Source organism: Mesorhizobium sp. ISC25 (assembly GCF_042295465.1).
GTDB lineage: Bacteria > Pseudomonadota > Alphaproteobacteria > Rhizobiales > Rhizobiaceae > Mesorhizobium.
In genome coordinates, this window is sequence record NZ_CP135441.1 from 1,415,173 (window position 1) to 1,439,236 (window position 24,064).

Genomic DNA, 24,064 nt, shown 5'->3' on the forward strand with positions numbered 1-24,064 from the left:
ATGGGGTTAGTCCGGCAGGCCGGCCTTGCGAAGGCCTTCGATGTATCGGCTGCGATCATCCGGTCGATAAAGCGGCGGCAGCACCTCGGCGAGATTCGAAAGCCGCAGCGAGGGATCGACCTCGCAGACCCGGGCCATCATCTGCTGCGCTTCCGACAGGCGCCCCGCAAGGGCATGACTCGCCGCCACTACACGCATCGCGCTCACGTAATTCGGTTGGTACCGCAGCGACTTTCCCGCCCAAGCGGCGGCGTCATCGTAGTGGCCGGCACAAAAATGAGCGAGCCCGGTGTTGAATTGCCAAGCGAACAGGCGTGGATCCAATGGGCTTAGGCGCATGGCAAGCGCGGCGTGCTCGACGGCCTTGCCTGGCTCGCCAAAGCAAGCCCTGACCCAGCTGCTTAGGCCCCACGCGGCCGCTAGATTCGGGTTGAGAACGAGCGCGCGATCGATGCAAGCCGCACTGTCGTCAAGGTCGCCACCTACGTAGCCGAGCACGTATCCACCGAAGGAAAGCGCAATCGCATCGTCCCTTCCGAGTTCGACCGCTCTCCTGGCCAGTCGAGTAGCCTCGGCATTCTCTTTCGCGCGGTCGACCATCCAGCCGTTGCTTTTTCGGGTAGCGTAGCACCGCGCCGCCCGCGCATAGGCTGCGGCAAACTCCGGGTCACGGTCGATCGCCTTCATGAAGAGGCGCAAGGCATCGTCAATGGCCGATCTACTAGTGATCGTCCGGTCAAAGGCCGCCAGCCCGCGGAGATAGTAGTCATAGGCGTCGAGGCTTTCAGTCGGTTTGCGTTTGGCACGCTCGATCTCAGCCTCCTCCATTTTCGGTGTGATTGCGCCGACAATGCTCGAGGCGACCTGGTCCTGCAGATCGAAGACCTCGGCGAGCGCTCCGTCAAAACGGTCGGCCCAGAGATAGGCGCCTGTCGAGGTGTCGATGAGCTGCCCGGCGATGCGCAGGCGGTCGCCCGCCCTGCGAACACTTCCCTCGACCACATAGCGCACGCCCAGCTCACGCCCGACCTGCTTTATGTCTATGGATCGTCCCCTGTAGGTGAAGCTCGAATTCCGTGCGACCACGAACAGCTGACGAAAGTGAGCCAAGGCGGTGACGATGTCTTCCACCATGCCGTCGGCAAAATATTCCTGCTCGACATCACCGCTTAGATTCTGAAACGGCAGCACCGCAATCGATGGCTGGTCGTCGCGCCTCGTCGGGACCGCCAGAACCGGCGCCAGGGATGCGGCGCCAGAGCTTGGCTCCGGCCGCTGATGTTCGCGGGACTGCAGAGAAGCCGCCAGTGAGCTTGTCTGCTCTTCAGGCTCGGCGTTCAGATGTTTTTTCAAAGCTGCCCGGCACAGCTCGAACTGGCGCAAGGCCGCGTTTTCGTGGCCTCGATGAGCGTGGATGCGGATCAGCGCCCGATGTGCTGCCTCCGCCGTCGGATCCGAGGCGAGCAATCTCTCCGCGAGCCCTTCGCAGGCCGTCTCTTCCGCTGAGCCGGGTGCGGGCAGCGCCAGGCTCAGCCGATCAACCAATTGCAGCGCCTTGCGCTGATACTTGCTCAGATACGGTCCAAACCACTCGTCCAGTTCATCAGGGATGGCTTGCCCGGCAAGCAGTTCACCGCGGTAGAGATCGGCGGCGAAGGCGAGATCGGTGGTTCGGCCCTGCTCCAATTTCCGATCGAAGATCGAGACGTCCGCTTCATCTGGACCGGCAATAAGCGCGACGGTTTCCTGATCCCCATCGATGTAGACGGTGGCATCCGGGCTGGCCGGGAACGTGCGCCTGATGTCGACCAGCGCCTGACGCAAACTATTGCGGGCCTGCACGTTGCCTCGCCCCGGCCAAAAGGCTTCGGAAAGCTGCTCGCGACCATGGCCGCGGCGGCCTGCGAGAACCAGAGCAGCAAAAAGGAGCGAAGTCTTGCGTGTGGCGAACCGGACAGGCCGGTGCTCCGGGGAAGTAACCTCCAGGCCACCAAGCAACCGGATGCGCACAGATCGTCTCCAGGCTTCTACCGCAGCGACAGAATAGCATCTCGGTGGATCGATTTAACACCGATTTAACGGCGGATCGCCGGACTTCTCCCAGTTGTTCACGCAAAGCCGAACAGCCCGAAAACGCCTGCGTGGCACGCTCCCATCTGCAAACTCGAAATGGGAGACCAAAACAATGGCTCACACGGAAACTCGCGCCGCCCGCAGCATGTCCAAACGCTTGCTGGGGTCTAGCCTGAAAGGCGCAGCAATGATGATCGCTGCCTTCACGGGATGGCGGCGGACCATCGCGAGACGCAGGGCACTGGCAGATTTGACTACCGATCAGCTGAACGACATCGGCCATTCGGAGTCCCATCAACCCGCACTCGACGCCGCCACGGCTGTTCTGATCACGAACTTGATGTCGATGAGGTAAGATCGGGCGTTCAGTTTGGTCCAGGCCCTAAAGGTTCTTGAGCTCCAGGCGGGATGCCAGCAGGTCCAGAAAAGCGCGAACTTTGGCCGAGGACGATCTGCCTTCCGGCCACACGGCGTGTATTGGCACCGGCACTGGCTCGAATTCGGTCAGAACCAGTTCCAGGCGGCCATCGTCCACCAGGTGTTTTACCTGCCAAAGCGGCGAGTAGCCCAAACCCAATCCGTGAACCGCGGCCGCATAGATCGATATCATCAAATTCGACCGGAAGGTGCCCGCGACCTTCACCGGCCGGGGCTTGCCTTCAATCTGAAACATCCATTCGCCTGGGCGGCCGTCGACGGTTCGTACGATGCATTCATGCGCACGCAATTCGAGCGGATGGGCCGGTCGGCCGTGTTGCTGGAAGTAGGCAGGTGCGCCGAACACCACGCGCCGCAGCGCCCCCAGGCGCTTCGCACGTAAATTGGAATCCGGCAAATTGCCGATCCTTACCGCCAGATCGAGACCCTCGGCATCAAGATCGACAAATTCGTCGGAAAGCTGGAGGTCAACCTCGACCCGGGGATATGTCCGCATATAGTCGGCGATAACCGACACGAGGAAGTCCGGGCCGAACAGAACCGGGGCACTCACACGCAGGATGCCGGATGGCTCCGACCGTCGATTGGCTGCTTGAAGCCTGGCTTCGTTAATTTCCTCGACGGCGGGTTTGATGCGCTGGAAAAAGACCGCTCCGGCTTCGCTCGGCATCGAGCGGCGTGTCGTCCTGTGCAGAAGCTCGACCCCGATTGATTCCTCCAATGTCGCCAGGGACCGACTGACCGACTGCAGCGAGCGGTTCAGCCGGCGTGCGGCAGCCGTCAGGCTGCCATGCTCGACAATGGCAATGAAGGCTTCGAAATCATCTATCCGGCTCATCGCCTATTTCTCCCGAAAATCGGGAGAAACTATCGCAAAATCGATGAATTGTAACGCAGTTCGCCAGATTTTATCTTCCCTGCACAGGCCAAAAGGCAGACTCGAGGGAAGGAGATCGTCATGCGAACACCCAGTCCAACTGTCCTGGTCGTAGGCGCCGCAGGCCGCGTTGCCGGTTTGGTTGTGCCTGAACTCGTCCGCCGCACTGCCAGGGTTCGAGCGCTTGTTCGTGACGCGGCGGCTGCCGAAAAAGCCCGGAAAGCCGGTGCATCCGAGATCGCGATCGGAGATCTGCGCAACCATCAGAGCCTTGAGCAGGCCGTGAAAGGTGTCGACGGTGTCTTCCACATCGGACCGGCCTTTGCTCCCGACGAAGCCGCCATGGGGGTCGCCATGGTTGAGGCGGCGGCGCGAGCAGACGTTCGAAAGTTCGTCTTCTCATCGGTGATCCAGCCCACCAATACGAGACTGGAAAACCATGCAAGCAAGGTACCCGTCGAAGCTGCCCTCTATTCGACGAACATGGAATACACCATTCTGCACCCGGCCAATTTCATGCAGAATATCGCGGCGGCCTGGCCGTCCGTCCTCGAGCATGGCGTTTTCGCCGAGCCGTTTCCAAAGACGGCGAAACTTGCCCGCGTCGACTACCGCGATGTGGCTGAAGTGGCGGCGATCGCACTGACCGAAGCGCGTTTGTCCTATGCGACCCTCGAACTGTGCGCCGACGGTATGCACAGCCGCGAAGAGGTCGTTGCCATGATGAGCCAAGCGCTTGGCCGGCCGGTTTCGACGGGCGAGCCGACATTTCAGGACTGGGCGGCGAAAGCCCGCCTTCCCTATACCGACCGCCAGTTGCAGATGCTGGCCAAAGTACACAGCCACTACGCCAAATACGGCCTCGGCGGGAACAGCCTGGCGTTGCGCGCCGCGCTTGGCCGCGAGCCGCGTTCGCTGCGAAGCTTCATTCGGGAATTGGCGCTCCAGACGGCATATGCCGCCTGATCGTCCTCACAACAACGCTTACGCACATTTCTGATTGGGAGATTTCGATGCAAGCATCACCGGACCGAGCCTTCAAATTGAGAAAGCTGCCGCCCTCCCACGGCGCGGTGGTGATGCCGTTGATTCTTTCGATTCTGATGTCCTCGATTGTCTCGGCGGTTTCGACGGCAATCGGCGCAGGCTGGACGAACGGGTTTATAGCGGCCTGGAGCTATGCATGGGGCGCTTCATGGCTTGTCGCGTTTCCAAGTCTGCTGATTGTGCTTCCAATCGTGCGCCGGATCGTTGCCGCGATTGTCGATCAGCCGGCCCGGTCCTGATATCACGAACGAAGGGCGCCAGCGGCCGGCGGGCCGGTATGGCCATTAGAGCGGCCCCTTGCGGGGCCGCTGCCGGTTCGTGCGCTTGCCTCAGGTGAGTGGCGACAGCTGGATCTCGACGCGGCGGTTCTGAGCCCGGCCGGCAGCGGTCGCGTTGGAGGCGATCGGACGCGTCTTGCCGAAGCCGGTGACGGCGAAGCGGCGGGAATCGACGCCCTGTCCGGAGAGATAGTTGGCGACCGCCAAAGCGCGGCGCTGCGACAGGTCGAAATTGTGCTCGTCGCCGCCGGTCGAGTCGGTGTGGCCGAACACGTCGACCGTGGTCTGGCGGAATTTTTGCAGCACAAGGGCCACCGAATTCAACACCGGATAGAAACCGGCCTTCACCGCATCCTGGTCGACATTGAAAGTGATGTCGGACGGCATATTGAGGATGATCTGGTCGCCGGTGCGGGTGACGCTGACGCCGGTGCCCTGAAGCTGCCGGCGCAGTTCGGCCTCGTTCTGGTCCATGGTGGCACCGATGGCACCGCCGGCAAGCGCACCGATGCCCGCGCCGATCAGCGCATTGCGGCGGTCGTTGCCGCCGGCAAGCATGCCGAGCCCGGCACCTGCCAAAGCACCGAGACCGGCGCCGGCAGCGGTGTTGGAAACCTTCTGTTCCCCGGTGTAGGGATCAGTGGTGCATGCGCTCACGAGCACAGCCGTCGCCACGACGGCGAGCACAATCTTTTTCATATGGTGGTCCCTCTCCATTCCACGGCCGCGCAACGGCGCACCGCATCAGCCCTTCCAGCGACTTGTAACATGAAATGCGGCGAAAAGCGGACCAGCAAAAGCCGCTGCCGCGGCTTTCCCCGGCTCAATTCCACACGCCTGCAGCGGCTCGCGCGACCACCGCAATTCTACCCCCTACCAGAGATTCTTGCCGTCGATGACGACCACTTCGACCTTGTCGAGATCGAAATCGTCGAACAGCCGCGAGTTCACGCTGATCTTCGGATTGTCGAAATTCGGCTCGCCTGTCGACCAGTCCGGCGTCTCGGTGAAGGTGCCGCAGCCGCAGGTGGCGCAAAAACCGTGTTTTATGGTTTTCGATCCCCACTGGTAGAACGAAACATTCTCCGGCGGGCTGGTAAGCCTGAATTGCGATGGGGTGTAATAGGCCCACAACGAACCGCGTTTCGAACAGAAGGAACAGGTGCATCGCGTCACTGTCTGCGGCGCTTGCGAAACCTCGAACGTCGTCGCCTTGCAGTGGCAGCTTGCCTTGATGGTCATGAACCAGTCCCTCACAATGCCCGCCGCCCCTACGGCAAGGCACCATAAAGAAACGCTCCTGACAACTCCCCGTCAGCAGACCTGTCGGCCTGCGATGCGCAGGTTAATAGTGCTGGAGCGCGTCAATCCAATACCGCTGCACTCCCTCGGGTCAAGCCGTGGGCAAAACGTTGGGTGACATGCACTAATAGGACGACGGGGGCACGAACAGGCAGATGGTCTTTCCGTCATTGGCGCCGGCGACGGAGCACCAATGATATTCGCCGTCGGGCGAATTCTTGATCCGCTTGTCGCTATAGGCCACGACTTCCCCGGTTCCTTTGATGACATAGCCCTCGGGACGTTCGCTGATCGATGTCTGAGAGACCTCGCGGCAATCATAGCCCGAGCAGCAGGAGAAGGGATAGCTCCAGCCTTGCGGCATGGCCGCGGTCGGCGTGGCATCATGCGCCAGAGCAGGCGCCGCGAATGGAATGGCGGCAGCTATCAAAACCACTGCCGCGACAAGTGAATTCAGGAGTCGGCGCGCCGTGCGGGCGATTGGGGCCGGTCTGGGTGCGAGAGCAGGCATGAGCGCAGTTCCTATCAACGGTTGTCAAGCATTTCGCTTGCCCGTTCCCGGAACGTGTCTTCCCAGTGGCCGGATCGTCAGGTCGCAGATACGCCGCGTCCGGCCATAAATGCTTTTTCCTCCCCAGCGAATGAATGCTGGGCTGATTCGTTGGTTGGCGCAAGGAATTGCTGTTGCAACCGAACGCCGACCTCTGCAGTCGGAACCAACCTGCCGCCCTGATTGACGAAATTTGGTCAACCCCGGCAGCGGGATCGCCAATAACGGGATTTGGCTCGCGCTGGTTCCAGGCTTGGCACCGGCAGGCCCGAGGCATCCGCGTCAAAAGCGGAATTCGATTTTGAAAAACTCTACGAAAAACAAAGTTGTAGAACGACAGGTAAGTGCAAATTGAGAGCTCGTCACTCTCGCGCGATGGCCGTAACTCTCGCGTGATGAAACCAGGTACTGCCGGACTGGTGCCGTCAGCCTCAGTCGATATCGGCCACCGTTTGACCGGCGCCACCCTCGATCCGCTGCGAGAGCGAGGCTTCCATGAAATCGTCGAGGTCGCCGTCGAGCACGCTCGACGGGCTGGTGCTCTCGACACCGGTGCGCAGATCTTTCACCAGCTGATAGGGCTGCAGCACGTAGGACCGTATCTGGTGGCCCCAGCCGATATCGCTCTTCGACGCTTCGGTGGCGTTCGCCACCGCTTCGCGTTTCTTCAGCTCTTCCTCGTAAAGCCGCGAACGCAGCATTTCCCAAGCCTTGGCCTTGTTCTTGTGCTGGGAGCGCTCCGCCTGGCAGGCGACCGCGATGCCGGTGGCGAGATGGGTTATGCGCACCGCCGAATCGGTGGTGTTGACGTGCTGGCCGCCCGATCCCGAAGAACGGTAAGTGTCGATACGGACGTCGGATTCGGAAACGTCGATGTCGATCGTATCGTCGATGACGGGATAGACCCAGACGCTGGCGAAGGAGGTGTGGCGGCGCGCATTGCTGTCATAGGGCGAAATCCGCACGAGACGATGCACGCCGGATTCCGTCTTCAGCCAGCCATAGGCGTTGTGGCCCTTGATCAGCAGCGTGGCGGACTTGATGCCGGCTTCTTCGCCGTCATGCACTTCCAGCACCTCGACCTTGAAGCGGCGGCGCTCGGCCCAGCGCGTATACATGCGCAGAAGCATCGAGGCCCAGTCCTGGCTTTCGGTGCCGCCGGCGCCGGCATGGACTTCCAGATAGCTATCGTTGGCATCAGCCTCGCCCGACAGCAGCGTTTCGATCTGGCGCGCCTTGGCCTCGCCGCGCATCGAGCGGATCGCCGCTTCGGCCTCCGCGATGACGCCCTCGTCGCCCTCTTCCTCGCCAAGCTCAATCAGGCCGATATTGTCTTCCAGGGCCTGGGTGAGGCCTTTGACCGCGGCAATGCCTTCCTCGAGGCCCTGACGCTCGCGCATCAGCTTTTGCGCTTCCAACGGCTCGTTCCAGAGGCTTGAATCCTCGGCACGCACATTCAGGTACTCAAGCCGCTTTATGGCTTGGTCCCAGTCAAAGATGCCTCCTCAGCAGGGTGATCGCCTGCCTGATCTCGTCGACAATATTTTGCGTTTCCGCGCGCATGGCTGGCTGTTCTGTCCTGTAGCTGGATGGCGGTTTGGTGGCGCGATACATAGGGACGGCACGGTCTCCTGTAAAGCGCCGGCCCCTGTAAAGCACCGGCCCCTGTAAAGCGGAATGGACCGGCTCGACCATGATCGTCAAGCCGGCCCGACCCGATGTAGCGATTGTCAGTAGAGCCCGCCGCCGCCCGACTGGATGGCTTGGTTGGCCTGCGGCGATAGCGCCCCGCCGGTGGCGTTGGAGCCGTCCGCACCCATGCCGATCACCCAATAGCTGTCGGCGGGACCGGTACCCGGCTTGAAGGCTTCGATGAAGGCTCCGGCGTCACCCGCATTAGCCCGCATGCCGGTCTTGCGATTGATCGCAATCAGCTTCATGCCTTCCGGAACCTTGAAGTCGACATTGGGCGTGCCGTCCAGCGCCACGCGCATGAAGTCCTTGAAGATCGGCGCGGCAAGGCCGCCGCCGGTCGCGCCCTTGCCAAGACCTTTCGGCTGATCGTAGCCCATATAGAGGCCGACAACGAGGTTCGGCGTAAAGCCGATGAACCAGGCATCCTTTTCGTCGTTGGTCGTTCCGGTCTTGCCGGCGATGTGACGGCCGAGTTCGTTGATGGTGGCGCCGGTACCGCGTTGCACGACGCCCTCCATCATCGATGTGATCTGGTAGGCGGTCATCGGATCGAGCACCTGCTCGGAATTGTCGACCAGCTCCGGCTCTGGCTGGTTCTGCCACTCTGCGGCATTGCAGTTCGAGCAGCCGCGTTCGTCCTGTCTAAAGACGGTCTTGCCGTAGCGGTCCTGGATGCGGTCGATCAGCGACGGCTTGATCGACTTGCCGCCATTGGCCATGATCGAATAGGCCGACACCATACGCATCACCGTCGTCTCGCCGGATCCCAGGGCCATCGGCAGATACGGCGCCAGATGGTCGTAGACGCCGAAACGCTCGGCATATTCCACGACCAGTTTCATGCCCATGTCGTTGGCAAGCCGCACCGTCATCAGGTTGCGCGATTTCTCGATACCGGAGCGCAAGGTCGCCGGGCCGGCAACCGTTCCGTCGTAATTCTTGGGCGTCCAGGTCGTGTTGCCGCTCTGGATGGTGATCGGCCCGTCCATGATCACGGAGGCGGGCGTATAGCCATTGTCGAGGGCTGCCGAATAGACGATCGGCTTGAACGACGATCCGGGCTGGCGCATGGCCTGCGTCGCCCGGTTGAACTCCGACTGCGCGTAGGAGAAACCGCCGACCATGGCCAGGACGCGTCCGGTATGCGGGTCCATGGCGATCAGCCCGCCCTCCACTTCGGGAACCTGGCGCAAGCTGTAGCTGTTGTCCGAGCCGTCGTTCTTCTGCACGAAAATCACGTCGCCCGGCTTCAGCACGTCGGCCGGCGACTTCGCCTTGACGGTCCTGCCGTCGACCACGTGGCGCATGGCGAAGCTCATGTCTTCCTTGCTGACAGTGCCTTCGACGCGGTCCTTGACGATTTCGCCGGAGATCTGGCGCGTCGGCTGCAGGCCGATGGACAGGCCTGTGGCCGAGCTGTCGAGCACGACGGCGAGCGACCATTCCGGCACGTCTTCCAATCGCTTGACGTTGCCCAGCGGCACGCCCCAGTCGCCGGAAATGTCGATGCTCGTGACCGGCCCGCGGTAGCCGCGCAGTGTGTCGAACTTCATGAGACCGTTCTGCATGGCCTTACGGGCAATCAGCTGCATCTTCGGATCGAGCGTCGTGCGGACGGAAAGGCCGCCCTCGTAGAGCGCATTCTCACCATAGCGCGCGATGATCTGGCGACGCACTTCCTCGGTGAAATACTCCCCGGCGAAGAGATAGTTGCCAGTGCGGCGCGGCGAGACGCCGAGCGGCTCGGCCTTGGCCTTCTCGCCTTCTTCATGCGTGACGTAACCGTTCTCGACCATCTGGTCGATGACCCAGTTGCGGCGCTCCAAGGCGCGATCGGCATGCTTGAAGGGATGATAGTTGTTCGGCCCCTTCGGCAGTGAGGCAAGATAGGCAGCCTCGGCCACGGTGAGCTCGTTCACCGATTTGTCGAAATAGGTGAGCGCAGCACCGGCGACGCCATAGGCACCGAAACCGAAGAAAATCTCGTTGAGATAGAGCTCGAGAATGCGATCCTTCGAATAGGCCTGCTCGATGCGGAAGGCGAGGATCATCTCCTTGATCTTGCGCTCGTAGGTCTGGTCTGAAGACAACAGGAAGTTCTTCGCCACCTGCTGGGTAATCGTCGAGGCGCCGACCTGGCGCTTTCCCGAGCCAACATTCTGCAGGTTGACGACAATGGCGCGGCCAAGGCCGGTCACGTCGATGCCGGGGTGGTTGTAAAAATTCTTGTCCTCGGCCGACAGGAAGGCCGCCTTGACACGATCCGGGATCGCCTGAATCGGCAGATAAAGCCGCCGCTCACGCGCATATTCGGCCATCAGCGCGCCATCCGACGCGTGGATGCGGGTCGTCACCGGCGGCTCGTATTTGGCCAGCACCTCGTAATCGGGCAGGTCCTTCGACAAATGGCCGATATAGATCGCCACGCCCGCCGCGACCAAAAGGGCCAGCGTCGTGCCGATGCCGAAGAAATAGCCAATGAGACGAATCATACCCGCTCCAGTCCTTGGTTCGGGAATTTCCTAAACGAAGCCGCCCTTCACGCAAGCTTTCGGGACGATCCCAAACCGTAATCGCAAAACCCATGTCGCGACCATGTGGGCAAAATACGGCAGCGTGGAATTTCGGTTTCGAATGCCGGAAATAAAAGCACAGGGTGTTGTCGCCGTGCAACGCTGCTTCAGGTTGTGGGCGCCGGCGGGCATTTCAGCCTCCGGCCCCCGTTCCGCTCTTGGCCGAAGCAAACAGTGCAACGGCGTTGGTTATGCTCTGGGTCGCCTTGTTGCGCCAATCGGCGCTGAGCAACTGCGCTTCGTCCTTGGCGTTCGACAGATAGCCGAGTTCGACCAGCACGGATGGAACGTCCGGCGCCTTCAGCACCTTGAAGCCGGCAGAGCGCTGCGGGTTGTTGATCAGGCCGACGCTGGTGGAAAGCTGGCCGACGAGAGTATGGGCAAAGCTCATCGAAAAATTATGGGTCTCGCGGCGGATCAGGTCGATCAGGATATCGGTCACTTCCTTGCTGTCGTCCTTGATCTCCATGCCGGCGAACTGGTCGGAAAGATTTTCACGGTCGGCAAGCGCCTGCGCCTCGGGATCGGAAGCCTTGTCGGACACGGTGTAGACGGTTGCGCCGCGGATGCCCTTGAGGCTGATCGTGTCGGCATGGATTGAGATGAGCAGGTCGGCCTCACGCTGGCGGGCAATGCGCACGCGATCGTCGAGCCGCAGGAACACGTCGGTCTCACGCGTCAGGAACACGTCGTATTTGCCGCTGGCGGCGAGCTTGTCGCGCAGTTCCATGGCGAAGGCGAGCGTCACGCTCTTTTCGACCGTACCGTTCAGGCCTTCGGCGCCGCCGTCGATGCCGCCATGGCCGGGATCGATGACGACGGTGAATCGATGGCCCGGATTGGAGACCGGCCCGGTACCGACCCTGCCGGCCTTGCCGGCGGAGACCGTCGAACCGGTGGTCAGCGCCTGATTGGCGAGCGCTGCATCGAATTCCCGCTGCGACGCCGCCGACATGTCGATGGCGATGCGGTAGCCGTTGCCGTCATCGTTCTTGAGCACGTCGAGATTGTCGACGGCGAACGGTCCCTTGCCGGTGAGAATCAGCCGCGATTTCCCCTCGCCGAGTTCGCCGTAACGCACGGCGCGGACAAGCCCGCGCGGCTTCACATCCTTGGCATTGAGGGCGAATCTCGTGGCCGGCAGATCGACGACCAGACGATTTGGGCCGCGCAGCAGAAACCATTTGATGTCCGGCTCGCGGTCGAAATTGATGACGATACGCATCTTGGTGGCATCGCCGGCCATCTTGTAGCTTATGGCACCGAGCGGTGCGTCGGCAGCACGCGAAAGCGGCGAAAGGAGCAGGCAAGCCAGGATCAGCGGCAGCAGGCAGGCGGTGCGGAAGAACCGGCCTCCATGATGACGGCCCTTGTCTGCGAAGCCTGCCAGTCCCATCTTTCTACCAGTCGCTCCCGTTTGGCGTCATGCCCGATTGCTTGTCGAAGTGCCTTATTGCTTGTCAAAGTGCTGGCAGGCCGCGAACTCGATTAACGATTGGTATCCAGAGAAGGTTAACCAAGCCTTTTCATGGAAGGCTTGGGACCTGTGCTTCCGCTGCGGAACGGCTTTTTGCCGGCATCGGGAATCGGGGTTGCCTTCCAACCCGCCAAATCATAAAAGCGATGGTGGATCACTGCAATCCTGGAACCGTCCTCCTCCGCAGCTTACTGCTACAGGTCAGACGCAAGACGGCTCCTTTCGCTTCAGGCGAAGAAGGCATCGGTGATCGCGACGATTTTCGCAGGCGTGCTCCCGTGGCGGGGGAATCGCCTGCGTGAGCAAAACGGCCGGGATTGTCCCGTGCCGGCTCTGTATGAGCAAACAAGCTGGTCCGGTTTTTCCCGGGCTTTGGTTCAAAAGGTTCTGCTGGTGACGATGGCTTCAAGCGCAATCATGGAAAGGTCCGCAACAAACCGCGCCACTACGGCTGCGGGCGGCACCGCCATGGCGCTCAGGCAGCGGCCGGCGGACGTTCAATTATCCGGCACCCACGTTCCGGGTCCACGGCAGCGGGCATTGTCCTGCAAGCTGCGGCCGACGGCTGCCGGGAGGAAACGAAATAATGCCCAACAAAATGCTGATAGACGCCTCCCACCCGGAGGAAACACGCGTTGTCGTCGTTCGCGGTAACCGTATTGAAGAATTCGACTTTGAATCCCAGGACAAGAAGCAGCTCAAAGGAAATATCTATCTCGCCCGCGTAACGCGCGTCGAACCTTCCCTTCAGGCAGCCTTCGTCGAATATGGCGGCAACCGTCACGGTTTCCTCGCCTTCAGTGAAATACACCCCGACTACTACCAGATTCCGGTCGCCGACCGTCAGGCGCTGCTGCGTGCAGAAGCACAGGAGGCCCAGGACGAAGAGGACGAGGAAGCCGCCGAAGGCGAGGACCGCCAGAGCCGCGACCGTGGCAAGCGCGGACGCCGGCGTGGCGGCAAGAGCCGCGACCGCGGCGAGCACAGGCGCGAGGCAGGCGCATCCGACGGTGAGAATGGCGAGAACGGCGAAGATGCCATCGCAGAAAACCTGGATGCCGCTGCCGACGACACCATGTCCGACATTGCCGGACAGAGCGAGGGTGCCGCCGGGCAGAGCGATGAAGTCGCCGATCGCGGCGAGACCGAGCCGTCCGAAGGCGGATCCAGTACCATCGCTGCCAGCGTCGATGCCGACGTAATCTCGGAAGCTGTCCCGCAAGTCGAGCTAAGCGGGGTCGAGACAAGCGGGACCGAGACAAGCGGCGAAGCAACCTCCGAAGACAATGATCGCGGCATGCTGGAAGAGGTGCAATCCTCGCATCCGGACGATCACGAGGTCGAATCGGTCGGCGCCGAAGACGCGCTGGAAGAAGTGCGCAACCGGCGCAAGCCGGTGCGCCGCCAGTACAAGATCCAGGAAGTGATCAAGCGCCGGCAGATCCTGCTGGTGCAGGTCGTCAAGGAAGAGCGCGGCAACAAGGGTGCAGCGCTGACCACTTATCTGTCGCTGGCCGGCCGCTATTCGGTGCTGATGCCGAACACGGCACGCGGAGGCGGTATTTCGCGCAAGATCACCAACGCGCAGGACCGCAAGCGGCTGAAGGAAGTGGTAGCCGATCTCGAAGTGCCGCAAGGCATGGGTGTTATCCTGCGTACGGCCGGCGAAAGCCGCACCAAGGCAGAGATCAAGCGCGACTACGAATATTTGATGCGGCTTTGGGAAAACGTCCGCAATCTGACGCTTCAATCCACGGCCCCTGCCCTGGTTTACGAGGAAGGCAGCCTGATCAAGCGCTCGGTCCGCGACCTTTACAACAAGGATATCGACGAGATCCTGGTTTCCGGCGAAGAAGGCTACCGCGAGGCCAAGGACTTCATGCGCATGCTGATGCCGAGCCACGCCAAGGTGGTTCAGCCGTTCCGCGACACGACGCCGATCTTTGTGCGCAGCGGCATCGAAGCGCAGCTCGACCGCATGCTGCAGCCGCAGGTGACGCTGAAGAGCGGCGGCTACATCATCATCAACCAGACGGAAGCGCTGGTCGCCATCGACGTCAATTCGGGCCGTTCCACCAAGGAGCACTCGATCGAGGACACCGCACTCCACACCAATCTGGAAGCCGCCGAGGAAGTCGCCCGGCAATTGAGGCTGCGCGATCTCGCCGGCCTCATCGTCATCGACTTCATCGACATGGAGGAGAACCGCAACAACCGCTCCGTCGAGAAGCGGCTGAAGGATCACCTCAAGAACGACCGCGCCCGCATCCAGGTCGGCCGCATCTCGCATTTCGGCCTGATGGAGATGTCGCGCCAGCGCATCCGCGCCAGCGTGCTGGAATCGACCATGAAGCCGTGCCCGCATTGCGGCGGCACCGGCCATGTGCGCTCCGATTCGTCGGTCGCGCTGATGGTGGTGCGGGCAATCGAGGAATTCCTGCTCAAGGATTCGCGCAGCCACATCACGGTCCGGACGCCGGCAGCGACCGCGCTCTATGTGCTCAATCACAAGCGCGGCACACTGGTGGAATTCGAGCACCGCTTCGGCGTGACCATCACCATCGAAGCCGATGACACGGTCGGTGCACAACACTATGCCATCTTCCGCGGCGCGCTGGCCGAAAAGCCTGAAGGCTTCGTCGAGGCGCGCACGTTCCCGGCCTATGTCGAGCCGGAAGAACCCGAGGACGAGATCGTCATCGAGGAGGAAGACGAGGCACCGGTGCAGGCCGAGCAGCCACGCCCTGTCCAGCAGCCGCAGCAGCCAAGGTCCGGCGAGGAAGGCGAAGGCCGCGATCGCAAGCGCCGCAAGCGCCGCAGACGGCGCGGGGGCAAGGATCGTGAACACGGGGAACGCGAGCACGGGGACCGCGAACATGGGGACCGCGAGCATGGCGTTGCTGTGGAAGGTGCTTCCGTTTCGGCGCCGACAGACGACACCTTCGTAGCCGCGGGCGACCAAGCCGCCGAAGCGGAACGTGAAGCGCCGGCCGGTGTTACCGAAACGGCGGAAGCGGCGGACGACGGTCACGGCAAGAAGCGCCGGCGCGGCAAGCGCGGCGGCAAACGCAATCGCCGTGAGGACGGCGAGGACGGCTTGGAAGCCGGCGCCGGCGAGCCAGCCGCCATGACAGAAGGTGCCGTGTCGGAAGCAGAGCCAGTGACCGGCGAGCCGGAAGGTGCGCCGCCGGCCGAAGAGCTTGCGGTGCGTGCTCCGGCGAACGACGACATGCCGAGCGCCGAAAAGCCGAAGAAGCCGCGCCGTGCGGCCAAGCCGAAGAAGGTTGCGGCGGAAGCAGTTGCCGAGATTGCGGGCGCCGAGACATCGGCTGCCGAGGCGGCATCGGTGGCTTCCGGCGAGACCGCTGCGCCGGTTTCGCAGGAGACCGAAGTGGTGGCTGCCGAGGAAACGCCGAAGGTCCGGCCGTCGCGGCGCAAGCCCGCACCGGTGGATGCTCCGGTCGTGCCGGTCGTCTCCTCGATCGTCCCCGACGAGGCAAAGACCGAGGAAGCAAAGGCCGAGGACAAGCCAAAGCGTGCCGGCTGGTGGCAGCGGAAGGGTTTTTTCTAAGCTTTTCCGTGGATTAGCCAGACTTTCTGATTAAAAGAATCCCGCGTTGCCGATCGGCTGCGCGGGATTCTTTTGTCCCAATTCCAGGCGACAGGGCACTATGGCGCGAAGATCGACCAGTTCATCGTCTTCGCCAGTTTTTCCAGCGCGATCGAGCCCAGCCTGGAATTGCCGTTGGCATTGAGGCCAGGCGACCAGACGGCAAGCGAGGCGACGCCCGGCACGATCCCCAATATGCCACCGCCGACGCCGCTCTTGCCGGGAATGCCGACGCGGAAAGCGAAGTCGCCGGAGCCGTCATAATGGCCGCAGGTCAGCATCATCGCACCGATGCGGCGGGCGCGCTCGGCCGACACGACGGAATGCCCGGTCGCCGGGTTCTTGCCGCCATTGGCGAGGAAGCGCCCGGCCAGGGCCAGTTGCCGGCAGCTCATGGCGATCGCGCAATGGTGGAAGTAAACGCCCAGCGCCAGTTCCGGCTCGTGATTGAGATTGCCGAATGCTTTCATGTAATTGGCAAGCGCGAAATTGCGAAAGCCGGTGGCGCGTTCGGACGCCGCCACCTCGCGGTCGATGATGATCGTGTCGTCATCGGCCAGGAACTGGATGAAGCGCAGGATCTCGCCGATCGCCTCGCGCGGCTGATGGCCGGCGAGCAGGATGTCTGAGACGACGATGGCGCCGGCATTGATAAACGGATTGCGCGGAATGCCGTTCTCGTGCTCGAGCTGGACGATCGAGTTGAACGGGTTGCCCGAAGGTTCGCGCCCGACCCGCTGCCACAGCGCGTCGCCGACATTGCCGAGCGCCAGCGTCAGCGTGAACACCTTTGAGATGCTCTGGATCGAAAACGCCTCGTCCGCGTCGCCCGCGGTCAGCACGCGGCCGTCATTGGTCACCGCGGCAATGCCGAATTTTTTCGGATCGATCTTGCCGAGCTGGGGAATATAGCTGGCGACGTCGCCGCGATCGGTACGCTCCGCCATTTCGGCGGCGACCTCGCGCAACGCCTGTTCGAGTTGGGGCGCCTGTTCAAGCTCCGGCATCGTCGCCCCCGCTACTTCAGCCAGCGTTCGATACGCGCCATCGCCTCGACCATGTCGTCGTGGCTGCCGGCGTAGGAAAAGCGCATCGTGCGATGGCCTTGCAGCGGATTGAAATCGCGGCCGGGCGTCGCCGCCACATGTGCCTCGGCAAGCATCCGGCGCGCAAACGCCATGCTGTCATTGGTGTGCCTGGTGACGTCGCAGAAGGCGTAGAACGCGCCGTCCATGGGCGCGGCCAAAGCAAAGCCGAGCTCCGGCAGGCGTTGCATCAGGAGCTCGCGGTTCCAGGCATAGCGCGCCTTCACCGCTTCCAGTTCTGGCGTCGCCTTGAACGCCTCGATCGCGGCAATCTGGGACAGCTCGGGCGGCGAGATGTAGAGGCTCTGGGCGATGCGCTCGACCGGCCGCACCAGTTCCTGCGGCAGCACCATCCAGCCGATGCGCCAGCCGGTCATGCAATAATATTTCGAGAAGGAATTGATCACCGTCACATCCGCGCCGAAAGAAAGCGCGGTCGTGTCGGGCGCCGCATAGGCCAGCCGATGATAGATTTCGTCCGAGATGACGGCGATGCCAAGCTCTTGCGCCGTCTTGACCAGCGCCTCGAGATCGCCGGCGGGAATGACCGCGCCGGTCGGGTTGGCCGGGCTGGCGAACAGCACGCCCTTCAGCGGTTTTTCGCGATGCGCGGCTTGCAGATGCTCGGCATGCAGATAGGCGGCGCCGTCCAACTCGATCTCGGCGATGTCGATACCGAGCGCGGCCATGATGTTGCGATAGGCAGGATAGCCGGGCGCAGCGATGGCGACGCGGTCGCCTGGATCGAACATTGCCAGGAAGGCGAGATTGAAGGCAGCCGACGATCCGGTGGTGACGGCTATCCGCTCGGGCGAAACGTCAAGCCCGTAATGCTCGCCATAATGCGCCGCGATCGCCTTGCGCAGGCCGGCGAGGCCCAGCGCGTCGGTATAGCCGATGCGGCCTGCTTTCAGGGCATTGGCCGCCGCTTCGCGAACCCCGGCCGGCGCCGGATCGGAAGGCTGGCCGACGGCCATGGAAACGACCGGCAGGCCCTTGGCTTTCAGCCGATTCGCCTCGGCCAGGATGTCCATGGCGTGGAACGGTTCGACCGCGCCGCGGCGCGAAAGCGAAACAACCATTTTTCAATCCACCACACTTGTCCGCACGTGCCGGCCATGCTGGCCGCGCCGCACAAATGCCCGATTGGTGTGGGGATCACAAGTTCGGTAAGTTTAGGCTGCCGACTTTTCATCCTTCGCCCACTCGTCTACCAGTGGACCTGCCATGTTGAGCCGACCCAAATCGACGATCGCCAGGATAGCGCGCGCCTTCGCGACGCTTTCGCTTGCCGCGGTGGTCGCCATCACCGGCTCGGTCAATGCCTTTGCGCAGAATGTGCCGGTGGTGCGCGATGCCGAGATCGAGGCGCTGGTACGCGATTACGCGCGGCCGATCTTCAAGGCGGCGGGCTTGTCGGGCGACGCCATCAACATCGTGCTGGTCAACGACCAGAGCTTCAACGCCTTTGTTGCCGGCCGCCGCCTGTTCATCAACACCGGCGCGCTGATGACGGCCGAAACGCCCAACGAGATCATCGGCGTCATCGCCCACGAGGCCGGCCATATCGCCGGCGGGCACCAGCAAAAATTGCGCGAACAGCTCGAGCGCGCCAAGACGATGGCGATCCTGGCGACGTTGTTGGGCGCCGGCGCCATGGTGGCCGGCGCCACCAGCAACAGCCGCGGTCTCGCCGGCGCCGGCATGGGCGTGGTGGCCGGCGGCGGCGAGATGGCGCAACGCAGCATCCTCGCCTATCAACGCACCGAGGAGATGACCGCCGACCGCTCCGCGATCACCTATCTCAATGCTACCGGCCAGTCCGGCATGGGCATGCTGAAGACGTTTGGCCGCTTCCAGAACGCATTGTCGCTCTCGGGCGCGCAAGTCGATCCCTACAGGATCAGCCATCCGATGCCGCAGGAGCGTATCGCCAATCTCGAAGTGCTGGTGAAGCAGAGCCCTTACGTCGACAAGGTCGACCCGCCGGCACTGCAGCAGCGCCATGATATGATGCGCATCAAGATCGCCGCCTATATGCAAGGCCAGGCCGCGGCGTCGCGATTGATGCGCAAGAATCCCGGCAGCCTCGCCTCGCGCTATGGCGACGCGCAGATGACCTATCTTTTCGGCAATCTGGCCTCGGCGCTCACCAAAACCAACGCGTTGATCAAGGAACAGCCGAAAAATCCCTATTTCCAGGAATTGCGCGGCGACATCCTGATGAAGGCGAACCGACCGAAGGATGCGGCGGACGCCTATGCCAAGTCGGTCAGCCTCGATCCGGCGCGATCCGGGCTGCTGCCGGTCTCTTACGGCCAGGCGCTAATGGCCATCGGCACGCAGGATTCGCTGAAGAAGGCGGTGGCGCAGATCAACACTGGCCTGGGACGGGATCGCGAAAACGCCGCCGGATACCGCTATCTGGCACAGGCCTATGGGGAACTCGGCAACATCCCGGCCGCCGAGCTTGCGACGGCCGAAGGGCATTTCTATTCCGGCGACTACAAGAATGCGAAGATCTTCGCCATGCGGGCGCAGCAGAGCATGAAGCGGGGCGAGCCGGGCTGGCTTCGCGCGCAGGACATAATAAACTACGCACCATCAGGTAAGAAGAAGTGAACCTTTCGGACGCACGCTGCGACACAGCCAAACCGAGCGGACCCGAACACAGGCAAGAGGATCGAGGATCATGACCAAGGCAATTCTGCTGGGCACTACCGGAGTGGCAGCGGCCCTCGCCATGCTGGCGGTCGGCTTCGTCGCCGGCAATCCGCAGACGGCGACGGCCGGCACGGCGCAGCTTGTCCAGATGGCATCCTCGGAAAGCAAGCTCGACCGCACCGAAGTCGAAGGCATCGTCCGCGACTATCTGCTGAAGAACCCGGAAGTGCTTCTGGAAGCCCAGCAGGCACTCGAGGCCAAGCAGAAGGAGGAACAGCGCGTCGCCAGTCTCGGCGTGATCAAAGACGCCAAGGACCAGATCTTCAATTCCTCATTCGACGGTGTTGTCGGCAATCCGAACGGCAAGGTCACCATCGTCGAATTCTACGATTATAATTGCGGCTACTGCAAACGCGCCATCGACGACATGCGCGCGCTGACCAAGGCCGATCCGGACCTGCGCTTCGTACTCAAGGAGTTCCCGATCCTCGGCCCGGATTCGCAGAAGGCGAGCGTCGTCTCGATGGCCTTCCATTTGATGAAGCCGGAGAAATACGGCGAATTCCACAACGCGCTGCTTGGCGGCCAGGGGCGCGCCACCGAGGCGGCGGCAATCAAGGTGGCGCTGTCGCTCGGCGCCGACGAGGCGACGCTGCGCGAAAAGATGAAGGATCCGAGCATCACCGAGGCCTTCTCCAAGACCTATGATCTCGCCACCAAGCTCGCCATCACCGGAACCCCGTCCTATGTCGTCGGCAACGAGGTGGTGTTCGGCGCGCTTGGCCAGGAAGTGCTGGCCGAAAAGATCGAGGCGGCGAAGGCCGCGCTCTGATTAGCGTTCGGGTTTCGATTACGCTGCGGGTTTCCGCCACGGGCCGTTTTCCGGCTGTTGTGGACGGCGAAAGAACGCACTTGCGCTCTTTTCGCCAGCGTCTATGCCCATTATAGAGGGTCCGGCGCGCCGGCTTAGCCGCGCCGGGAAAGGTCGGCATTTTTTGAAAACGGTTTTCGTCCTGAACGGCCCCAATCTCAACGCGCTCGGCAAGCGCGAGCCGGGCATCTATGGCGGCAAGACGCTTGCCGCGATCGCCGACGACTGCAAGCAGGCGGGTGCCGCACTTGGGCTGGAGATCGATTTCCGCCAGTCGAACCATGAGGGCGACCTCGTCGACTGGATCCAGGAGGCCGCCGACAAGGCCGCCGCAATCGTCATCAATCCGGGCGCCTACGGCCATACCTCGATCGCCATTCACGATGCCATCCGCGCTGTCGCGCCGCTGCCGGTCGCTGAGGTGCATCTCTCCAACATCCACGCGCGGGAACCATTCCGCCACGTTTCCATGGTCGCGCCGGTCGCCGTCGGCATGATCTGCGGGTTCGGGCCGCTCGGCTACACGCTGGCGCTGCAGGCGCTGGCTGCACGCCTATGACCGGCCAACAAACAGAAGGCTCGAAAATGTCGATAAAGAAGAACGGTGTTGACCAGCAGCTGATCCGCGATCTGGCGGGCATACTGAACGACACCAACCTGACCGAGATCGAGGTCGAGCTGGGCGATCTGAAGGTGCGCGTCTCGCGGCAGGCGCCGGCCGTCCATGCGGTCGCCGCAGCCCAGCCGGCCTATGCGCCGGCAGCCGCGCAGCCCGCGGCAGCGGTCGCCCCGGCGACGCCCGATGTGTCGAAGAACGCCGTCGCCTCGCCAATGGTCGGCACCGCCTATCTGGCAGCGTCGCCCGACGCCAGGCCGTTCATCGAAATCGGCCAGAAGGTCAAGGAAGGCCAGACGCTGCTGATCATCGAAGCAATGAAGACGATGAACCAGATCCCCTCGCCGCGCGCCGGCACGGTGACGGCGATCCTTTTTGAAGATGCGCAGCCGGTCGAATATGGCATGCCGCTCGTCGTGATCGAGTAGAGCCGGGAACAGGCGAAAGATGTTCCAGAAAATTCTCATCGCCAATCGCGGCGAAATTGCCCTCAGGGTGCTGCGCGCCTGCAAGGAGCTCGGCATCCAGACGGTGGTGGTGCATTCGACCGCCGACGCCGACGCCATGCATGTGCGTCTCGCCGACGAGAGCGTCTGCATCGGCCCGCCGCCGTCGCGCGACAGCTATCTCAATATCCACCAGATCGTCGCCGCCTGCGAGATCACCGGCGCCGACGCGGTGCATCCCGGCTACGGTTTTCTGTCGGAGAACGCCAAGTTCGCCGACATCCTCGCCGCGCACAACATCACCTTCATCGGCCCGACGGGCGACCATATCCGCATCATGGGTGACAAGATCGAGGCCAAGCGCACCGCAAAACGCCTCGGCATTCCCGTGGTGCCCGGCTCCGACGGCGCGGTCACCGAGGACAAGGAAGCCAAGCGCATTGCCGCCGCGATCGGCTACCCCGTGATCATCAAGGCGTCGGCCGGCGGCGGCGGGCGCGGCATGAAAGTGGCGCGTAGCGAGGCCGACCTCGAGGTGGCGCTGCAGACGGCACGCTCGGAGGCGGGTGCGGCCTTCGGCGACGACGCCGTCTATATCGAGAAATATCTGCAGAAGCCGCGCCATATCGAAGTGCAGGTGTTCGGCGACGGCGCCGGGCGCGGCGTGCATTTCGGCGAGCGCGACTGCTCGCTGCAGCGCCGTCACCAGAAGGTCTGGGAAGAAGCGCCCTCGCCGGCGCTCAATGCGGAGGAGCGCGCGCATATTGGCGGCGTCTGCGCCAGGGCGATCGCCGATCTCGGCTATTCCGGCGCCGGCACCATCGAATTCCTCTATGAGGACGGCGAGTTCTATTTCATCGAAATGAACACGCGCCTGCAGGTCGAACATCCGGTGACCGAGGCGATTACCGGCATCGACCTCGTGCACGAGCAGATCCGCGTCGCCTCGGGCGGCGGGCTTTCGGTGCGCCAGGAAGATATCCGCTTCCACGGCCATGCCATCGAATGCCGCATCAACGCCGAAGATCCGCGCACCTTCACCCCCTCGCCGGGCACCATCACCCACTTCCACACGCCGGGCGGCCTCGGCATCCGCGTCGATTCCGGCGTCTATTCCGGCTACAAGATCCCGCCCTACTACGACAGTTTGATCGGCAAGCTGATCGTGCACGGCCGCAACCGCGTCGAGTGCATGATGCGGCTGCGGCGTGCGCTGGACGAGTTCGTCGTCGACGGCATCAAGACGACGCTGCCGCTGTTTCGCGACCTCGTCGGCAACGCCGACATCGCCAATGGCGACTACGACATCCACTGGCTGGAAAAATACCTGGCCGAAGGCGAGTGATACAGGGGCGAAGCGATGACCCGTCCCTACGCACCCGGTTATCGCATCCCGACCGACCTTTTGCTCAAAGCCTATGCCTCCGGCGTCTTCCCGATGGCCGAAAGCGCCAATGACCCCGAAGTGTTCTGGGTGCGGCCGGAGACGCGCGGCATCATTCCGCTCGACGGGTTCCACATACCGAAAAGCCTGAGAAAGACGATCCGCAAGAACCTGTTCGAGTTCCGCATCGATTTCGACTTCGAGGCTACGATCGAGGCCTGCGCCGAAAGGCGCGAGGAACGGCGGTCGACCTGGATCAACGCACCGATCCGCGAAGCCTATATCGAGCTGCATCGGATGGGCCATTGCCATTCGGTCGAGGCCTGGCACGACGACCGGATGGTCGGCGGCCTCTACGGCGTATCGCTCGGCCGCGTGTTCTTCGGCGAGAGCATGTTCGCCAGGGAGACCGACGCGTCGAAGGCCTGCCTGGTTCACCTCGTCGAACGTTTGAAGGCGCGCGGCTTTGCACTGCTCGATACGCAGTTCACCACCGAGCATCTCAAACGCTTCGGCGCGATCGACGTGCCGCGCGGCAAATACGAGAAGATGCTGGCCGAGGCGCTGAAGGGCGAGGCCGTTTTTTTTCCATAACTTAGATGGTTCATCGTTTCACAGAAACGCAATTCCGGACGAAAAACCGTTCACACTTTCCTGGAATTGCTCTAGCGGCCGGTCAGCCTTTTGATGCCGTCACCAGCGGCGTCTGTGCGTGGAACATCATTTTCCAGCCATTGACGCGGTGGACATAGCCGGTGCTGACCAGCGCCGCATAGGCTTCGCCATCTTGCCGCGTCGCACGCGCCTCGTAGGTCAGCATGACGATGTCGCTGCCAGGCTCGATGATGCCTTTGAGGTCGATGTCGAGATCGCGCCAGCGGTTCGGGTCCGTCGCAGTTGCGGCCAGATCGGTATTGCTCATCACCCGCGCCATCTGCGGGAAGGCCACCAGGCATTCGGTATCGGCGTTGGCCTTGAAATAGTCGGCACCGCCGCTCCAGAATCCCCTTTCGATATCGAGAAGTTCGTTCTTGTTGGCCATCATCATGGCAACCTCCACCGTAGAGAGGCACCAACG

Annotated in this window: 21 protein-coding genes; 10 read left to right on the forward strand and 11 right to left on the reverse strand. The window is 62.5% G+C overall.

Going from position 1 to position 24,064, the window contains the following annotated elements:
- Positions 1-6: 6 nt before the first annotated feature.
- Complete coding sequence (locus tag RQ479_RS07100; protein WP_376704556.1) at positions 7-2,010, reverse strand: BTAD domain-containing putative transcriptional regulator; 2,004 nt, start codon at positions 2,008-2,010, stop codon at positions 7-9.
- 175 nt (positions 2,011-2,185) lie between these two features.
- Between RQ479_RS07100 and RQ479_RS07105 the strand changes: the two genes are divergently transcribed.
- Complete coding sequence (locus RQ479_RS07105) at positions 2,186-2,428, forward strand: DUF1127 domain-containing protein (RefSeq protein WP_376704557.1); 243 nt, start codon at positions 2,186-2,188, stop codon at positions 2,426-2,428.
- 27 nt (positions 2,429-2,455) lie between these two features.
- Here RQ479_RS07105 and RQ479_RS07110 read toward each other — a convergent pair whose 3' ends face one another.
- The gene (locus RQ479_RS07110) at positions 2,456-3,349 is read right to left on the reverse strand and encodes a LysR family transcriptional regulator (RefSeq protein WP_376704558.1); all 894 of its coding nucleotides are present in this window, start codon (positions 3,347-3,349) and stop codon (positions 2,456-2,458) included.
- Between the two features lie 120 nt (positions 3,350-3,469).
- Between RQ479_RS07110 and RQ479_RS07115 the strand changes: the two genes are divergently transcribed.
- Both RQ479_RS07115 and RQ479_RS07120 read left to right on the forward strand, forming a co-directional pair.
- On the forward strand, positions 3,470-4,354 hold the full coding sequence (locus tag RQ479_RS07115; RefSeq protein WP_376704559.1) for an NmrA family NAD(P)-binding protein: 885 nt from the start codon (positions 3,470-3,472) through the stop codon (positions 4,352-4,354).
- 47 nt (positions 4,355-4,401) lie between these two features.
- Positions 4,402-4,674 (forward strand): DUF2798 domain-containing protein, encoded by a 273-nt coding sequence (locus tag RQ479_RS07120; protein ID WP_376704560.1) that lies wholly within the window; start codon positions 4,402-4,404, stop codon positions 4,672-4,674.
- Between the two features lie 90 nt (positions 4,675-4,764).
- Here the strand turns inward: RQ479_RS07120 and RQ479_RS07125 are convergent, their stop codons facing one another.
- The 6 genes from RQ479_RS07125 to RQ479_RS07150 form a co-directional block, all read right to left on the reverse strand.
- Positions 4,765-5,412: an OmpA family protein gene (locus tag RQ479_RS07125; RefSeq protein WP_376704561.1), complete on the reverse strand. Its 648-nt coding sequence runs from the start codon at positions 5,410-5,412 to the stop codon at positions 4,765-4,767.
- Positions 5,413-5,586: 174 nt separating this feature from the next.
- On the reverse strand, positions 5,587-5,955 hold the full coding sequence (locus RQ479_RS07130; RefSeq protein ID WP_023679923.1) for a GFA family protein: 369 nt from the start codon (positions 5,953-5,955) through the stop codon (positions 5,587-5,589).
- Between the two features lie 184 nt (positions 5,956-6,139).
- Positions 6,140-6,526, reverse strand: coding sequence for a hypothetical protein (locus tag RQ479_RS07135; RefSeq protein WP_352468780.1), 387 nt, complete (start codon positions 6,524-6,526; stop codon positions 6,140-6,142).
- A gap of 470 nt (positions 6,527-6,996) precedes the next feature.
- Positions 6,997-8,128 (reverse strand): peptide chain release factor 2 gene (gene prfB / locus RQ479_RS07140; protein ID WP_376704562.1). Its coding sequence is split into 2 segments (ribosomal slippage): positions 6,997-8,061 and positions 8,063-8,128, totalling 1,131 coding nucleotides; the frame shifts between segments, so codons are not numbered across the junction.
- A 167-nt stretch (positions 8,129-8,295) separates the two neighbouring features.
- Positions 8,296-10,752 carry a penicillin-binding protein 1A gene (locus RQ479_RS07145; RefSeq protein WP_376704563.1) on the reverse strand — a complete coding sequence of 819 codons (2,457 nt, stop codon included), beginning with the start codon at positions 10,750-10,752 and terminating at the stop codon, positions 8,296-8,298.
- A 214-nt stretch (positions 10,753-10,966) separates the two neighbouring features.
- Positions 10,967-12,229 (reverse strand): N-acetylmuramoyl-L-alanine amidase, encoded by a 1,263-nt coding sequence (locus tag RQ479_RS07150; RefSeq protein ID WP_376704564.1) that lies wholly within the window; start codon positions 12,227-12,229, stop codon positions 10,967-10,969.
- Between the two features lie 667 nt (positions 12,230-12,896).
- On the opposite strand from RQ479_RS07150, the gene RQ479_RS07155 reads away from it, so the two are divergent.
- Positions 12,897-15,881, forward strand: coding sequence for a ribonuclease E/G (locus RQ479_RS07155; RefSeq protein WP_376704565.1), 2,985 nt, complete (start codon positions 12,897-12,899; stop codon positions 15,879-15,881).
- A 98-nt stretch (positions 15,882-15,979) separates the two neighbouring features.
- Here RQ479_RS07155 and RQ479_RS07160 read toward each other — a convergent pair whose 3' ends face one another.
- Both RQ479_RS07160 and RQ479_RS07165 read right to left on the reverse strand, forming a co-directional pair.
- Positions 15,980-16,927, reverse strand: a complete 948-nt coding sequence (locus RQ479_RS07160; RefSeq protein WP_376704566.1) for a glutaminase — start codon at positions 16,925-16,927, stop codon at positions 15,980-15,982.
- 11 nt (positions 16,928-16,938) lie between these two features.
- A complete protein-coding gene (locus tag RQ479_RS07165; RefSeq protein ID WP_376704567.1) occupies positions 16,939-18,087 on the reverse strand; it encodes a pyridoxal phosphate-dependent aminotransferase in 1,149 nt (382 codons plus the stop codon).
- Positions 18,088-18,232: 145 nt separating this feature from the next.
- Here RQ479_RS07165 and RQ479_RS07170 point away from each other — a divergent pair, with 145 nt between their 5' ends.
- The 6 genes from RQ479_RS07170 to aat all read left to right on the forward strand — a co-directional run bounded on the left by RQ479_RS07170 (position 18,233) and on the right by aat (position 23,580).
- Complete coding sequence (locus RQ479_RS07170; protein ID WP_376704568.1) at positions 18,233-19,627, forward strand: M48 family metalloprotease; 1,395 nt, start codon at positions 18,233-18,235, stop codon at positions 19,625-19,627.
- Between the two features lie 70 nt (positions 19,628-19,697).
- On the forward strand, positions 19,698-20,501 hold the full coding sequence (locus RQ479_RS07175; protein WP_376704569.1) for a DsbA family protein: 804 nt from the start codon (positions 19,698-19,700) through the stop codon (positions 20,499-20,501).
- Positions 20,502-20,664: 163 nt separating this feature from the next.
- Positions 20,665-21,099: a type II 3-dehydroquinate dehydratase gene (gene aroQ, locus RQ479_RS07180; protein WP_031211260.1), complete on the forward strand. Its 435-nt coding sequence runs from the start codon at positions 20,665-20,667 to the stop codon at positions 21,097-21,099.
- Positions 21,100-21,125: 26 nt separating this feature from the next.
- Entirely contained in the window at positions 21,126-21,584 is a 459-nt protein-coding gene (gene accB / locus RQ479_RS07185) for an acetyl-CoA carboxylase biotin carboxyl carrier protein (RefSeq protein ID WP_376704570.1), read from the forward strand.
- 19 nt (positions 21,585-21,603) lie between these two features.
- A complete protein-coding gene (gene accC, locus RQ479_RS07190; RefSeq protein ID WP_023674822.1) occupies positions 21,604-22,947 on the forward strand; it encodes an acetyl-CoA carboxylase biotin carboxylase subunit in 1,344 nt (447 codons plus the stop codon).
- Between the two features lie 15 nt (positions 22,948-22,962).
- Positions 22,963-23,580 (forward strand): leucyl/phenylalanyl-tRNA--protein transferase, encoded by a 618-nt coding sequence (gene aat / locus RQ479_RS07195; RefSeq protein WP_376704571.1) that lies wholly within the window; start codon positions 22,963-22,965, stop codon positions 23,578-23,580.
- Positions 23,581-23,662: 82 nt separating this feature from the next.
- Here aat and RQ479_RS07200 read toward each other — a convergent pair whose 3' ends face one another.
- Entirely contained in the window at positions 23,663-24,031 is a 369-nt protein-coding gene (locus RQ479_RS07200) for a hypothetical protein (RefSeq protein ID WP_352467351.1), read from the reverse strand.
- Between the last annotated feature and the right edge of the window lie 33 nt (positions 24,032-24,064).